The following is a 16126-nucleotide window of genomic DNA, read 5'->3' on the forward strand; positions in this document are numbered from 1 at the left end:
GGTTCTAGGTTCTAGGTTCTAGGTTCTAGGTTCTAGGTTCTTCAAAAATTTATAAACAACTATCTGTGTGTCAACTATTCTTAGAACCTAGGGCCTATTTCTTCCTAGTACCTTGTCACTTTTGTATGTGACTTAGGCTAAATAAACTCATTAACGCAGCTAAAGCGAACTACACGCAGCAGATTACATTTGCTCCATGACTTCGATGCCTAGTAGATCTAAGCCTGTGCGCAGCGTATCCGCTACCAAATTACACAGCACTAAACGGCTATCGCGTACACTTGGCTCTACGCCTTCTTTAAGTACTGGGCAAGCTTCGTAGAAGGTCATGTATAGGCTGGCAAGCTCGTATAGGTAACTACATAATACGTGCGGTGTTGCCTCACTGATCATTTGATCAAGTACTTCTTCTAATTGCAGTAGTTTAAGCGCAAGGGTTTTTTCTTGCGGCTCAACAATAGCGACATCTGCGTTTAAACTTGCTGCGTCTACGCCTGATTTACGGAAAATACTGCGTACACGAGTATAAGCATATTGTAAGTAAGGTGCTGTTGCCCCCTCAAAGCTAAGCATACTGTCCCAGTTGAAAATGTAATCACTGGTTCGGTGCTTAGAAAGGTCTGCATATTTAACTGCGCCAATACCTACTTTACGGGCAATTTCACTGCGCTCTTCATCAGTTAAGTCAGACTCACGCTCAGCAAGCTTAGCAGCAGCTCGAGTGATTGACTCTTCAAGTAAATCAGCAAGTTTTACCGTGCCACCTGTACGCGTTTTAAATGGTTTGCCGTCTTCACCCATCATGGTGCCAAATGGGCAAAATTCGTAGCTAGTTTCATCGCGTAGTAAACCGGCTTTACGTGCAGTAAGCTCTACTTGATTGAAGTGTAGGCTTTGACGCGCATCAACAAAAATTAAAATGCGGGCTGCGCCTAACTTGTTTGAACGGTAATCACAGGCGGCTAAATCGGTGGTTGCGTATAAGAAACCGCCACCTGATTTTTGCACGATAAACACTGATGGCTCACCATCTTTATTTGCCAGCTCATCTAAAAACACCACCTGTGCGCCTTGTGACTCAACGGCAATATTCTTATCTTGTAATAACTTAATGATATTGTTCAGTTCACTGTTATAAGCACTTTCAGCCATGATGTCGTCTGGTGTAAGCGTTACATTTAAACGTTTGTATACTTCTTCAGAATGCTTTACCGAGGTTGCGATAAACAACTTCCATAGTTTTTCACAATGCGCGTCGCCACCTTGTAGTTTTACTACGTAATCACGCGCTTTATCTGCAAAACCTTCTTCATCATCAAAACGCTTTTTAGCGTCGCGGTAGAAGGTTTCTAGATCAGCAAGTGCCACAGAATCTAAATCAACACCTTGGCTGATTTGATCTTCCAGATGCGCAATCAGCATACCAAATTGCGTTCCCCAATCGCCCATGTGGTTTTGACGAATAACCGTGTCGCCACGAAACTCCAGTGCGCGTACTACTGCATCGCCAATGATCGTTGAACGTAAATGCCCAACGTGCATTTCTTTAGCAAGATTAGGTGATGAGTAATCAACCACTACTTTTTGCGGTTGTGCATGCTCAGCAACAGCCAGCTTTGCATCTTGGTTTGCCGCTTTTAAGCTTTGCGCTAAAAACTCAGGTTTTAGGTGAATATTGATAAAACCAGGGCCGGCAATTTCTGTTTTATCTGCGATATCACTTACATCTAAGTGATCAATAATTTGTTGTGCAAGCTCTCGCGGGTTGCTTTTCATTTTTTTAGCAGCGCCCATTGCACCATTAATTTGGTAGTCACCAAATTGTGGGCGGGTACTCTGTGTTACCGCAGGGTTAGTATCTGCTGGTAAGCCAGCGCCAGTCATGGCTGCGATGGCTCTTTCAATTAGTAGGGTACGAATATTCATGTAATTTATTACCTTTACCAGCCCGCGTTAGCGGGCTTTAAATTAAAATTTGAGTCTAATTTTCACGCGTGTGGTTAAATGTCACTTCTGGATAGCGCTCAATTGATAAGTTAAGATTTACACGACTCGGCGCTATGTAAGTTAAGTTATCGCCACCATCAAGCGCTAAGTTGCTTTCGCACTTACGTTTAAAATCTTCAAACTTTTTAACGTCAGTCGAACTTACCCAACGTGCGGTATTTACATTTACGCTTTCGTATAAAGCATCTACGTTATATTCTGCTTTCAAACGCGCTACAACCACATCAAACTGCAATATACCAACCGCGCCTACAATTAAGTCGTTATTAATAAGCGGTCTAAATACTTGTACTGCCCCTTCTTCAGATAGCTGCACCAAGCCTTTTAATAATTGCTTTTGCTTAAGTGGATCACGCAGACGAATGCGGCGGAATAATTCCGGCGCAAAGTTTGGAATACCAGTAAATTTAAGCTTTTCACCTTGTGTGAAGGTATCACCTATCTGGATCGTACCGTGGTTATGTAAACCAATAATATCACCTGCAAAAGCATCACCTGCACGCTCACGATCACCCGCCATAAAGGTTACCGCATCAGAAATACTGACTTGCTTACCTATACGCACATGGTTCATTTTCATGCCTTGGCTGTATTTACCCGACACAATACGCATAAACGCAATACGGTCACGGTGCTTAGGGTCCATATTCGCTTGAATTTTAAATACGAAGCCAGTGAAGTTCTCTTCTGTTGCAACAACAGTACGGTTTTCTGTTTCACGCGGTAATGGCGTTGGTGCCCACTCAGTTAGGCCATCAAGCACATGATCAACACCAAAGTTACCAAGCGCAGTACCAAAGTACACTGGTGATAACTCACCCGCTAAAAATAGCTCTAAATCAAATTCGTGCGATGCACCAATAACAAGTTCTAACTCTTCACGCAGTTGCCCAGCAAGCTCATCGCCGATCGCTGCATCAAGCTCAGGATTATCAAGCCCTTTAATGCTGCGTACTTCTTGAATAGTATGACCTTGGCCGGTTTTGTATAACAAGGTCTCCCCGCGGTGAATATGATAAACACCTTTAAACTCTTTACCACAGCCAATTGGCCATGTGATCGGTGCACAAGCTATATTTAGCTCTGTTTCAACTTCGTCTAACAACTCCATCGGATCACGAATATCGCGGTCACATTTATTCATAAATGTGACAATTGGCGTGGTACGTAAGCGCGTTACTTCCATTAATTTACGAGTACGATCTTCAACACCTTTAGCCGCATCGATCACCATCAAACATGAATCGACCGCAGTTAAGGTACGATAAGTATCTTCAGAGAAATCTTCATGTCCTGGGGTATCAAGTAAGTTTACTAGCGCTTTATTGTATGGGAATTGCATAACAGAGGTCGTGACCGAAATACCACGCTCTTTTTCCATTTCCATCCAGTCAGACTTGGCATGTTGGTTAGAGCCACGGCCTTTAACGGTACCCGCTTTTTGAATAGCTTGTCCGAATAACAGTACTTTTTCGGTGATGGTAGTTTTACCAGCATCCGGATGCGAGATGATCGCGAACGTGCGTCGCGTATTGATTTCGTTTAATAAATTAGACATGTAAGCCGCTTTAAGTCATAACAAGGCGCAACCAAAAACAAACCTAAGCACAGGTCTTCGCTACGCACTGTAAATATAAAATAGAATTAGTCACATTATACCTTGTTTGTCTTAGCCAAAAAAGCAACGATTGCAAGTAATTAGCCGATAACTTGGTTTAAAATCAGCTCAACCCGTTTGCTGCAGCGAACGCACTAAACTTGTGTAATTTTACGCTAACGCATACTATTGATAGATTACATGGAGGATATTTTGTTTGGGTATGAGAACAAGTAAGTTAAGTATAAGATTATTATGGTATATCACGCCTTTGGTGATTTTACCGTTATTGTTTTTAGGTGGCTTTACTCTCACCAACGTTACCAGCTCCACACAAAAACAAGCCGAGCTCATTGTTAGCCGTTTTGTTGAACAGCAACAACAAAAAATGTTCAATTACATCGATTCATTTCACTCTACTACAAAGTTACTCTCGGCCTCCCCTGTACTAAGTGACTTTTTAGCAGATGACTTACGCGATAACGGCAATTACACCCGTCGCCTAGGCGCACTAATGGATGTATTTGCAAGCTATTCAGAAGCTTACCCCGATATTGTTAGCGTAAATTTAGTCTCTCCGGATGGTCAAAGCGACGCCTATTACTCCAGTAATTTAAATACCGCTCCAACCAGCTATCCATTTTTCTCACAAGTTTTACAAAGTAACTTACGCCAACAACAGTTTATGGTGCAAAAACAAGATGGCACTACCAGCTTATATTTTATTCAACGTATTTACAGTGCTGATTACTACCTTAAACGCCCGCAACAACTAGGGTTTATTGTGTTGCATGTTGAGCCATCGATTTTAAATACCAGCATTTTAGAAGCGCCCTATAACAATACCTTAAATTTATTACTGACCAGCAATGGCAAAATATTATTTAGCTCAGACTACAATAAGCGCGGTCAATATATTAGCGAATATGAGCTGCAACAAATTCACGACTTAGCCGATCTAGGTAAGCTCTCAACCATAGAGTTATCGAGTATTGATAAAGTTGAACGGATGATTTACGCCATCCAAATGAGCGGCGGTTATTATTATGTCTCGACCATCCCCAAAGCCTTACTGTATCAATCCGGCAAAGCGATCAGTTTGATCACCGCCTTGATTGTGATTATTTCAGTGATCACCCTGCCGATGCTGATTTTTATTGTGGTACGTAATTTACTACTTAACCCAATTGAGTTACTTGGGGCAGCCAGCCATCGAGTAGGAGACGGCGATTTGTCGGTATATTTGCCTGCCCATAATAATGATGAGGTGGGGGTATTATTTAATGATTTTAATCACATGGTGAACCAAATTCGTCATTATCAAGACGAACTTGAAGAATATAAACATCACTTAGAAGATAAAGTCGAAAGCCGTACCAAAGCACTTGAAACCATGAATAGTCAACTCGAGGTGGCCATTGCCCAAGCGGAACAAGCGAACCAATTAAAAAGCCGCTTTTTAGCCAATATGAGTCATGAGATACGTACACCACTAACCGCTATCATGGGCTTTACTGAGCAGCTATTACACAGCCAAAATACAACCGGCGACGCTTGGCACCTAAATACTATATTACGTAACTCTAAACACTTACTTGAACTCATCAATAATATTTTAGACTTGTCGAAAATCGAAGCCGAAAAATTAGCAGTTGAAAAAGAACCGCTAGATATTGTGCAGTTAGTTCATGATATTGATTCGATTATTCGTCCTTTATCACAAGAGAAAAAACTTAACTGCAATATCAATTTTCACTTACCATTACCGCGCATAATTAATAGTGATAGCACTCGTTTAAAGCAAATTCTCATTAATATTGCCAGCAATGCAGTGAAGTTTACCGAGCAAGGTTTAATTGAATTAGATATTACCTATAACAGTGATTTACAACTCATAGAATTTGCCATTAAAGATAGCGGTATTGGCATGTCAGAGCGAGAAGTTGAGCGGGTATTCAAGCCTTTTGAACAAGCTGATACAACAACAACACGACGCTTTGGCGGCACTGGCTTAGGCTTATGTATTTCTAAAAATTTAGCACAATTGCTCGGTGGTGATGTTTATGTAACAAGCACGCCAGGCCAAGGAAGCTGTTTCTGCGTGCAAATTGCCTGTAACTTACCTGCTGATAAACAACAAACAGTGCCAATGCTGACTGAGTTAAGCCAATTAACTCCCGCTAAGGACTTACAGCTTTCATTCGCAGAAAATAGCTTTGATGCCAATATATTAGTCGCCGAGGATAACCCTGACAACCAAGTACTAATCAAGTTATTACTGCAAACATGGGGGCTTGAGCCTGATATAGCCAACAATGGTGCAGAAGCTGTTGAAATGGCGCTGGTGAATGACTATCAATTAATCATTATGGACATGCAAATGCCGGTAATGGGCGGCTTAGAAGCCACACAAATGCTCCGCCATGCAGCCTACGATGGGCCGATCATTGCACTTACCGCGAATGTAATGAAAGATGACGTAAACACCTATTTGCAAGCCGGTTGCGACGAAGCACTGGCTAAGCCTATCGATAAAGATGCCTTAGAAAGTGTGCTTGTTAGCTATTTAAATATTGAAAAAGACAGCCAAAATAAATGGGATAGCTTGCTAAACAGCGATAAATTTCAACAGATCAACGACAACTATCGCTTAAAACTGCCAGGTTATTTAACCGACGTTACGCAGCTATACAATAATGGTGAGTGGGAGCAGCTCAGAGCACTGGCCCATAGTTTAAAAGGCAGTGCTGGTTGTTTTGGTTTTAGTAATATTCACCATGCGGCGGCCACACTTGAAGATAATTTACGTGGCCGTGATCACAACCGCCGTGATTATTTGGCACTGAGCTTAATTGAAGCGATAAAATATACCTTGCAACAAGAACAGTCATTAACCAAAAAGTAATGTCATTCCCATTAAGATAGCATCTTCATGGCCATTTTTTGATGGGTCACTACTTGGGTAGTAATTTTTACGTACCGACATTTCACTAAAGCCTGCCTGCTCATATAAGGCGATGGCACGAGTATTGGTTTCACGTACTTCTAAAAATAAGTTTTCAGCGTGATGCTTTTCGCCGTATTCAATAAACGCTGCAAGCAATTGTTTGGCAATCCCCTGCCCCTGAAAATCAGGTGCCACGCAGATATCCATTAAAGTAAAGTCAGGCCCTGCTTTTTCACCGATATAAAAACCAATAATTTGCTGCTCATTAAACGCAGCTAAATTAAAGTAACGCCCAGCGAGACATGATTGCATAGTGTTTACTGTCCACGGATGAGTGTGACACGCGTTCTCAACACGCATCAGCGCATCAATGGATAATTCAGTAACAGATTCAAAGGTTATCAAGGTGTGTGCTCATCAGCGCCCATAGCGCGCGTTTATTATCAGCATTAAGCTGCTGGGTTGGTAAGCTCAATTGACCATCATGCCATGCAAGCTTATCGCTTTGCACTACTTGGCTAATTTTTAATGGCGCAATAGCGCGATTTAAATCAGCCAATAGCGTTGTACTTAGCTCTATATTTACCTGCGGCGCTGCACTTGGTGCATCAGAACGTTGTTCAGCGACTGGCTGTAATCGGAAATGCTGATTTAGTTCGAGGTTTTCTATACCAAAAATAGCTGCGTATCGTGGATGCATAAAAACTCAGTAGATTTAAACACTGGAACAATATAAGAAGTAATCAAGGCTATGTAAAGAAGAAGTGGCAGGGGCGGAGAGACTCGAACTCCCAACCATCGGTTTTGGAGACCGCTGTTCTACCAATTGGAACTACGCCCCTGCAATGACGACGAATTATAGAGAAGTTTCGCTAAAGGTAAAGAAAAAAATCACTCTTTTAGTTTAACTGCTTTTTAAATAAACAAAACGGCGAATTAGCCAACTAATTCGCCGTTTTTATAATTACTTACCTAAACTAGGATAAGCCTTCATATATATCCATGCTCAGCATTTTTTACTTTTTGCTACTCGTCGACGCTTTAGTTCAGCTTTGGCCCAGACTGAGGATTCGGCCATATCACAACGAAGCCCATGCTTCTTTTCAGTAGTAAGCGCGGTTAAGTTCAATTCTATTCACTTTTTATACTCAACTTGTTGTCCACTTTTAAAGCGTATCAAAACATGAGCGACCAGCTACATATCAAGTCATAGTAAGTGGTGCAGACTCTTGTTGTTAAAACACATAACTCGCTTTTGCCCCAAAGTTATTTAACGCTCGTCGATATAAAAATATCCTTACTATTTTGTTCTTATTGTTTTTTAAACGAAACTTTGTTGTTTATGCATGTACATAAAACCTTTCAGGTTGCTTAATAGCATCGGCAGTACGATCAATGCGAAGGCAATGTTAGATAAAGGGACGGCTAACCAAACACCATCGATACCTAGGTATTTCGGCAAGATGAATAGGAAAGGAAACTGTATCAACATATTGCCGACGGAAACAAACAGGGCTTGTCCGCTTTTACCAACGGCGACGAAGTAGATGGACGCCATGAATAAGAAGCCATCTAAAAACAATGCCATTAAGTGTAAACGAATACCGTTTTTGCTTGCTTCAAGTAATGCATCATTGCCTGTGGTAAAGATGCTGATAAAGATTTCTGGAAAAATGTTAAACAGTATTACCAAAGCTATACCGGACCCAACGGTAACAGAAAAGCCAGTTTTACGGTTTCGCTAATGCGTTTGTATTGCTTGGCGCCTAAGTAGTAACTCACTGGTGGCTGCAAGCCGCTGACTAAGCCTTCAGCGAAGAAGTAATAACAGCTCGCTAAGTAGCCAACAATCGCGAATGCGGCTAACTGCGTGGTGTCTCCGTAGGCCATAAATTGCATGTTATGGAACGCCATGACGAAGCTGAAGTAGATAAACATCACTAAGTTTGACGACCCTAATTGCACGATACGAGTGGCGATGGTCTTATCAAGTTGTTTAACCGATAGCTTGGTTTTAGCTTTTGACGACGTAAAGTAACGTATATCGGTAAAAAGCACCCTCTCGCTAAAGAAGATGTGTTGACTCTTTCGCAACTACAACAATATCGTCAGTTCGTACTATGTAACCGCTCAGGAGAAAACCGCGAAAATGCCCTAAGCCCAGATCATTTTGATTTAGACAGTTATTATTTGATTTGTGAATTGGTAACGCAGAATCAAGGCTGGGCCATATTTTGACTTATAGAACAAAGTGTCAGAGCATTTTTTCAGTGATATTCCGAACAAAAAAAGTCCGCAATTACGCGGACTTAATTAAGATTTAATGCCTGTTAGTGCCAGACGTTTCAGGCCTAAAAATTATTCCCACTCAATAGTCGCAGGTGGTTTTCCTGAAATATCGTAAACAACGCGTGAGATACCGTCGATTTCATTAATGATGCGGTTTGAAACCAGACCTAAGAACTCATACGGTAAATGTGACCAACGTGCAGTCATAAAGTCGATAGTTTCTACACAACGAAGTGAAACAACCCAATCGTACTTACGTGCATCACCCATAACCCCTACCGACTTAACCGGTAAGAATACCGTGAATGCTTGGCTTACTTTATGGTAAAGCTCTGCTTTGTGAAGCTCTTCAATGAAGATAGCGTCAGCACGGCGTAATAAGTCACAGTACTCTTTTTTGATTTCGCCAAGTACACGCACACCTAGACCAGGCCCAGGGAACGGGTGACGGTAAAGCATGTCATACGGTAAACCTAGCTCTAAACCAATTTTACGTACTTCATCTTTAAATAATTCACGCAGTGGCTCAACTAAGCCCATTTCCATGTCATCTGGTAAGCCGCCCACATTATGGTGAGACTTGATCACATGCGCTTTACCAGTTGCAGACGCTGCTGACTCGATAACATCTGGATAGATAGTACCTTGACCTAACCATTTTGCATTTTTAAGCTTTTTAGATTCGCTATCAAATACCTTAATAAATGTATGGCCAATCGCTTTACGCTTGTCTTCTGGGTCTGATTTACCAGCAAGATCCGCTAAGAATAATTCTTCGGCATCCACTTTGATAATGTTTAGGCCAAACTTATTGCCAAACATATCCATTACTTGCTGACCTTCGTTTAAACGCAGTAAACCGTTATCAACAAATACACAGGTTAAACGGTCGCCAATCGCGCGGTGAATAAGCATAGCCACCACTGATGAATCAACACCACCAGATAAACCTAAGATTACTTCGTCATCACCCACAGTATCTTTAATGCGCTCTATGGCGTCATCAATGATTTTTGCTGCAGTCCACAGTTTTTCACAACCACAAATATCAATCGCAAAGCGTTCTAGTAAACGTTGGCCTTGATGGGTGTGGGTTACTTCTGGGTGGAATTGTACGCCGTAAAAACGCTTTTCTTCGTTAGACATTGCCGCATGTGGGCAAGTAGATGTTTTAGCAGTAGTTTTGAAAGTATCTGGAATTTCCATTACTTTATCACCATGGCTCATCCACACGTCTAAAATGCCTTCACCGCCATCGGTAATGCTGTCTTCAATGGCATCAAATAATGCACAGTTACCGACTTTTTCAACTTGCGCGTAACCAAACTCTTTCTTATCAGAGCTATGAACGCTACCGCCAAGCTGAGTAGCCATTGTTTGCATGCCGTAACAAATACCAAGTACAGGTACGCCTGCATTGAATACATACTCAGGGGCACGCGGGCTGTTTTCTAAGGTTGTTGACTCAGGGCCACCAGATAGAATGATACCTTGTGGATTGAACTCACGGATCTGCTCTTCCGTTACGTCCCATGCCCACAGTTCACAGTAAACACCAATTTCTCGCACACGGCGGGCGATCAATTGCGTGTATTGCGAACCAAAGTCTAAAATAAGAATTCGTGAATCGTGAATGTCTTTGCTCATTGAGGGTCTCGTTAGTCAAGAACTAGCACTCAGGTTACCTGAATGACTATAATAAATAAGGGCTAGCGAAGCTAGCCCAGTAATTTTAATAGATTTGAAGCTATTAACCTAAGCGGTAGTTAGGTGCTTCTTTGGTGATTTGCACATCATGAACATGTGACTCACCCATACCTGCTGAAGTAACACGTACAAACTGAGGTTTAGTGTTTAATTCTTCAATCGTGGCACAACCGGTTAAACCCATTGCGCTGCGCAGGCCGCCAACTTGTTGGTGAATGATTGTCGCGATTGGACCTTTATAAGCCACACGACCTTCAATCCCTTCTGGCACAAGCTTGTCTGCTTGATTTGATTTTTGGAAATAGCGATCTGATGAACCTTCTTTTTGGTTCATCGCACCAAGCGAGCCCATACCACGGTATGACTTGTAGTAACGGCCTTGGTAAAGCTCGACTTCACCAGGCGCTTCTTCAGTACCCGCTAGCATTGAGCCAACCATCACACATGATGCACCAGCAACAAGTGCTTTTACAATATCACCTGAGAAACGAATACCACCATCAGCAATCACTGGAATGTCACGACCTTTTAGGCCATCAACAGCATCAGAGATAGCTGTGATTTGTGGTACACCACAACCAGTAACAATACGCGTAGTACAGATTGAACCTGGGCCAATTCCTACTTTAACTGCATCAACACCGGCGTCGGCAAGCGCAATCGCACCTTCAGCTGTTGCCACATTGCCAGCTACAATTTGTAGTTCAGGGTAAGTTTGACGAGTTTGTGCAACACGGTCGATAACACCTTGAGAATGACCATGTGAGGTATCAATTAGTAATACATCAACGCCCGCTTCGACTAATGCAGCAATACGCTCATCAGTACCTGGACCTACACTAACGGCAGCACCTACACGTAAACGACCTTGTTCATCTTTACATGCATGTGGTTTGTCTTGTGCTTTTTGATAATCTTTTACTGTGATCATGCCTTTTAATTTAAACGCATCATCAACAACAAGGATTTTTTCGATACGGTGTTCGTGCATTAATCCTAAGATTTCATCACGCGCTGCACCTTCTTTTACAGTGACTAACTTTTCTTTTTTAGTCATCACTGTTGAAACCGGTTGCTCAAGCTTGGTTTCGAAACGCATATCGCGGCTGGTAACAATACCAACAAGGCCGTTTTCAGCGTCCGTTACCGGAAAACCTGAAAAGCCTTTTTCTTCAGCAAGTACAATTGCATCTGCAATGGTTAAATCCGCTGTCACAGTAACAGGGAAAGAAACAATACCCGCTTCATACGTTTTAACTTTACGTACGTTTTTGGCTTGTTCTTCAATTGTCATGTTTTTGTGGATAAAACCTAAACCGCCCTCTTGCGCTAGCGCAATCGCTAAGCGTGCTTCGGTAACAGTATCCATAGATGCTGAAACTAGCGGCAAGTTAAGTTTGATACCACGCGTTAAGCGAGTTGAAATGTTTGCCGTGTGTGGCAAAACAGTAGAATGACCGGGTACTAAAAGTACGTCATCAAAGGTAAGAGCTTCTTTAGCAATTCTAAGCATTTTGGCAACTTCTCACATGTGGATCTTGTTTAAGGAATTGCGGCCAAATTTTATCAGCGTTGTGGGCACGAGTAAATAAGATTTCACAATTATTTATGATAAAATACCCCCATCATCGCTTTTTAGAGTCGCTTTATGGCCGTAACATCCCAGCAGCAAACGATTTATACCGTTTCTAGGTTAAATAGAGAAATAAGAACCGTACTCGAACAAGGATTCGCATCGTTAAATTTAACCGGCGAAATATCAAATTTCATTACACCAGCCTCTGGTCATTGGTATTTCACGCTCAAAGATGATCGCGCTCAAGTAAAAGCGGCGATGTGGCGAGGCAACAATCGAGGCCAACGCTATCGCCCTGAAAATGGCGCACAAGTGACAGTTCGAGCCCGAGTATCGCTGTATGAACCGCGTGGTGACTATCAGCTGATTGTTGAACACATGGAAGCTGCTGGCGAAGGGCAACTAAAGCAACAGTTTGATGAATTAAAAATGCGCTTAGCCGCCGAAGGTTTATTTAGCTCCGCCCATAAACAACCATTGCCTGGGGTTGTGCATCGTGTTGGTGTTATTACATCAGCCACAGGGGCGGCTATCAAAGATATTTTAACGGTACTTAAGCGTCGAGCGCCACAACTTGAAGTCGTGATCTACCCTGCTATGGTGCAAGGTAAAGACGCGCACCTACAATTAATTGATAAAATCAATATTGCTAATGCCCGCAATGAAGTTGATGTAATTATTTTAGGCCGCGGTGGTGGATCACTAGAAGATTTATGGTGCTTTAACCATGAGCTACTGGCACGCGCTATTTTTGCCAGTAACCTACCAATTATCAGTGCTGTCGGTCATGAAATTGATACCACCATTAGCGATTATGTTGCCGATGTGCGCGCCGCAACGCCAAGCGCGGCTGCAGAGCTTGTTAGCCCCAATAGCAGCGAACTTTATAATCAAATCCAACAACAATTAAATCGCTTAGCCAATGCGTTTAAACATCAGTTATCTGCAAAGCAAAGCGTTGCAACAGCACTTGAGCACCGTTTAACATTATGTCATCCGCGTAATCAGTTAAATCAACAAGCGCAACGTTTAGATGAATTGACAGTAGCATTACAGCAGGCGATACAAAATCGGCTCTATCAATATGAGCGCCGCTTAAATAATCTAACGCCGCGACTAATGCAGCGCTCACCAGATCGCAAAATTACTCAGGCAAGTCATCAATTACAGCAACTGCAAGGGCGTTTAACACAAACCATGCAGCAACAATTACACAGTGCCCAAAATACCCTCGCAATGCAGGCTAGCCGATTAGAATCTGTAAGTCCGCTCAATGTACTCGCTCGTGGTTATAGCATCACTAAAAATGAGCAAGGGCAAGTGATTAAGTCTATTAAGCAAGTAACTCAAGGTGATTTAATTGTAACCGAGCTTGTTGATGGCGTGATTCAAGCTCGTGTCAGCTGAGGCTCGTTATTCTGACTCAGTACTTAATAATAATGAAAAATCGCGATCGCTTGATTTTGAAGTACTGACTTTAAATTGCTGCCAAAAGTCTTGTTGTACCAACTTATCGTTGAGTTCGCGCCATTGGGTATGATCAAAATCATCTACATCCTTTGGCGCTGCAAGTTCAAATTTACATACCGAACTTTTACACTGCGCACTAACTAATTCAGGGGTTATGCCAAGATCAGCAATCTGTAAAAAGTCTTTCATAGCAGTCTCGGTACGATAAGCCCACTCTTCATTGCGACTTTGCTCAGTAAACTTGTCTAGCAAAGCTTGTTCAAAATCGGACGGTGCTTGTAATTGTTGTTCGTAAGCTTTTACTAATTTTTGCTGTTGCAGTAACTCACGCTTGAGCTGTTGCACTTGTTGCTCAAGCGTTTGTTCATCCGTTGTTTGCGCTGATGTATCTTGGGCAGACGAGGTAATATCAGTCACTTGTTGAGACTGGGATACTGTATCTAGCTCTGCAGCTACGGTACTGGCAGGCATTATTTTGACTTCTTGTTCAAGTACCTGTGTTTGTGTTGTAGTCACAGGAGCTGCTTCGTCAGAGCTCAACGCAAAATAACTCCACGTTAGAACAACACCTGTGATAAATGCTAACAACAGCGAAAATGGATCATTTTTACTCATACTTAATTCCTTTTAAGTTTTTTACTTAGAGCATTGCACTGGTGTGTGATTCGTTTTGCGGCTCATCAACCTCTAAAAAATTCTGATTCATACTTTTCGCTGGACAGGGGCAATTTGGTTTACCAACAATTTTAGCTGGTACGCCTACAACCGTGGTGTGTGGTGGTACGGCGCTCAGTACCACTGAGCCTGCGCCAATTCGGGCGCCCTCGCCGACCTCAATATTGCCGAGCACTTTAGCCCCAGCACCAATTAAAACACCGGCGCGAATTTTCGGATGACGATCGCCTTTTTCATTACCAGTACCACCTAGAGTAACTGATTGTAAAATAGAGACGTTATCTTCAATAACAGCTGTTTCACCAATCACTATACCAGTTGCATGGTCAAACATAATACCATGGCCGACTTTACAAGCAGGATGGATATCAACGCCAAATACTTCTGAGGTACGGCTTTGAATAAAGCGAGCGAGCTCTTTACGGTTTTGTAACCATAAGCAATGGGCGAGTCGATGTGCTTGAATTGCATGGAAACCTTTTAAATTTAATATCACAGTTAAATATGTATCGGCAGCGGGATCACGATCTTTAACGGCTTTTATATCATGGGCAACATGAGTAAGCATTCGATCACATTCAACAAAAGCCTGATCAAATAACTCCCGGATAGTAAATGCAGATACCACAGCATCAGATAACTTATTGGCAACGATAAAACTCAACGCAGACCCTAAACACTCATGATTTAAAATGCATGAATACACATGACTTGCTAATAGAGGTTCACGGGTAACGACTTCTTTTGCTTCGGTGCGGAGCTGTTGCCAAATTTCATGACGCATAGGACGGCCTTAGATTAATACGAAGATAAGCTTTTATGCAGTTTAACGGATTTCAAGTCAGATGTGTTAACGCTGCGGTTATTTGTTCTAGTTATTAGATATAACTAAATTTCAAAATCATTCTTTAATAATCTCATTATAGTTTTACATAATGAGTTACGACAGTAGATAAAATTAACGTGTAGCCATAAAAAATATAAAACTTTAAAATTCAATAACTAAACATCAATGACAGTTATACTGTCATATGACAAAATAACAACTGGCGTAAAGCTGACGGCGTAAAAAATAATAATAAACGCTAAATTAGCATCATCAACTTAATAAGGAATACGATGATGAACAATGACATACTCAATACAAAGAAACTAGGCTATAAATTTTACTTTCAAGATGGCGACGATCAAATAGCCTGCTTTGGCAGTTACTTCACCGGTAAGGAAGAAGTCTATATTAATGATGAGCTAGTTAGTGAAAAGCGAAGTATTAATGTCACAAGTAAACACCAATTTGAACTATCAGGTAATACTTTTAATGTTAAGTTTGAAATGCACAATATTTTAACTGGTAGGCTTGAGTGCTCACTGTTTAAAAATAAAAAGTTAGTTAAAAGCTTAGAGCAAACAACTTTATTTAGTAACCCTAAAAAATCAGCTCTTTTTATTGCTGGATGTTTTGTTGTTGGTTTTACTGTTGGGTATATTATTTCAACATTAGCTTTGGGGAAATAATCATGCAATTAAACCCCAAAACTATAAAAGCATTAAGGCAAAAGCTTGATTGGACTCAACAACAGCTTGCAGATGCCTGTGACGTAAGTTTACGAACTATTCAACGGGTAGAAAAAGAAGGCGCAGCGTCTAAAGAAACCACCATGGCCTTGTGTGCAGTGTTAGAAGTACGTCAAGGTGAGTTAATAAAACTTGAGGAAAATACAGTTTCAGTTGCTCAGACACATACTTTAAATACGCAAAGTATCACAACAATTTTAGCGCTGTCGTCCATTGCCAGCTTTGCGCTTGGCATGATCACCGTGTTTTTAATTATGAAATAAGGAGATTTAAACTATGTCAA

The 16126-nt window shown here is 41.6% G+C and carries 12 protein-coding genes, 1 tRNA gene and 1 pseudogene; 4 read left to right on the top strand and 10 right to left on the bottom strand.

The window, feature by feature from the left end; all coding sequences use genetic code 11:
- Positions 1 to 183: 183 nt before the first annotated feature.
- Both argS and prfC read right to left on the bottom strand, forming a co-directional pair.
- Complete coding sequence (gene argS, locus H5203_RS10965) at positions 184 to 1926, bottom strand: arginine--tRNA ligase (protein ID WP_149982070.1); 1743 nt, start codon at positions 1924 to 1926, stop codon at positions 184 to 186.
- A 55-nt stretch (positions 1927 to 1981) separates the two neighbouring features.
- Positions 1982 to 3565 (bottom strand): peptide chain release factor 3, encoded by a 1584-nt coding sequence (prfC, locus tag H5203_RS10970; protein ID WP_182819722.1) that lies wholly within the window; start codon positions 3563 to 3565, stop codon positions 1982 to 1984.
- Between the two features lie 262 nt (positions 3566 to 3827).
- Between prfC and H5203_RS10975 the strand changes: the two genes are divergently transcribed.
- The gene (locus H5203_RS10975) at positions 3828 to 6509 is read left to right on the top strand and encodes a hybrid sensor histidine kinase/response regulator (RefSeq protein WP_182739807.1); all 2682 of its coding nucleotides are present in this window, start codon (positions 3828 to 3830) and stop codon (positions 6507 to 6509) included.
- Here the strand turns inward: H5203_RS10975 and rimI are convergent.
- From rimI to guaB, 6 genes and pseudogenes are all read right to left on the bottom strand, one after another.
- Positions 6495 to 6956, bottom strand: coding sequence for a ribosomal protein S18-alanine N-acetyltransferase (gene rimI / locus H5203_RS10980; RefSeq protein ID WP_182717138.1), 462 nt, complete (start codon positions 6954 to 6956; stop codon positions 6495 to 6497). The genes H5203_RS10975 and rimI overlap by 15 nt on opposite strands.
- A complete protein-coding gene (locus H5203_RS10985) occupies positions 6943 to 7251 on the bottom strand; it encodes a hypothetical protein (RefSeq protein ID WP_145235500.1) in 309 nt (102 codons plus the stop codon). The genes rimI and H5203_RS10985 overlap by 14 nt, the downstream gene beginning before the upstream one ends.
- Positions 7252 to 7316: 65 nt before the next feature.
- A tRNA-Trp gene (locus H5203_RS10990) sits at positions 7317 to 7393 on the bottom strand.
- A gap of 479 nt (positions 7394 to 7872) precedes the next feature.
- Positions 7873 to 8489: pseudogene (locus H5203_RS23195) on the bottom strand (MATE family efflux transporter).
- A gap of 420 nt (positions 8490 to 8909) precedes the next feature.
- Positions 8910 to 10487: a glutamine-hydrolyzing GMP synthase gene (gene guaA / locus H5203_RS11000; RefSeq protein WP_145235498.1), complete on the bottom strand. Its 1578-nt coding sequence runs from the start codon at positions 10485 to 10487 to the stop codon at positions 8910 to 8912.
- Positions 10488 to 10590: 103 nt separating this feature from the next.
- The gene (guaB, locus tag H5203_RS11005; RefSeq protein ID WP_182819723.1) at positions 10591 to 12060 is read right to left on the bottom strand and encodes an IMP dehydrogenase; all 1470 of its coding nucleotides are present in this window, start codon (positions 12058 to 12060) and stop codon (positions 10591 to 10593) included.
- Positions 12061 to 12195: 135 nt separating this feature from the next.
- Here guaB and xseA point away from each other — a divergent pair, with 135 nt between their 5' ends.
- Positions 12196 to 13530 carry an exodeoxyribonuclease VII large subunit gene (gene xseA / locus H5203_RS11010; RefSeq protein WP_182819724.1) on the top strand — a complete coding sequence of 445 codons (1335 nt, stop codon included), beginning with the start codon at positions 12196 to 12198 and terminating at the stop codon, positions 13528 to 13530.
- A gap of 6 nt (positions 13531 to 13536) precedes the next feature.
- Here the strand turns inward: xseA and H5203_RS11015 are convergent, their stop codons facing one another.
- Together H5203_RS11015 and cysE are read right to left on the bottom strand one after the other, a co-directional pair.
- Positions 13537 to 14208, bottom strand: coding sequence for a hypothetical protein (locus H5203_RS11015; RefSeq protein ID WP_182734706.1), 672 nt, complete (start codon positions 14206 to 14208; stop codon positions 13537 to 13539).
- A 25-nt stretch (positions 14209 to 14233) separates the two neighbouring features.
- Positions 14234 to 15052: a serine O-acetyltransferase gene (gene cysE / locus H5203_RS11020; RefSeq protein WP_145235490.1), complete on the bottom strand. Its 819-nt coding sequence runs from the start codon at positions 15050 to 15052 to the stop codon at positions 14234 to 14236.
- A 338-nt stretch (positions 15053 to 15390) separates the two neighbouring features.
- Between cysE and H5203_RS11025 the strand changes: the two genes are divergently transcribed.
- The gene (locus tag H5203_RS11025; RefSeq protein ID WP_182717228.1) at positions 15391 to 15783 is read left to right on the top strand and encodes a hypothetical protein; all 393 of its coding nucleotides are present in this window, start codon (positions 15391 to 15393) and stop codon (positions 15781 to 15783) included.
- A gap of 2 nt (positions 15784 to 15785) precedes the next feature.
- On the top strand, positions 15786 to 16106 hold the full coding sequence (locus H5203_RS11030) for a helix-turn-helix domain-containing protein (RefSeq protein ID WP_016708636.1): 321 nt from the start codon (positions 15786 to 15788) through the stop codon (positions 16104 to 16106).
- Positions 16107 to 16126: the final 20 nt, after the last annotated feature.

The organism is Pseudoalteromonas sp. SG41-1, assembly GCF_014164575.1.
Taxonomy (GTDB): domain Bacteria; phylum Pseudomonadota; class Gammaproteobacteria; order Enterobacterales; family Alteromonadaceae; genus Pseudoalteromonas; species Pseudoalteromonas rhizosphaerae.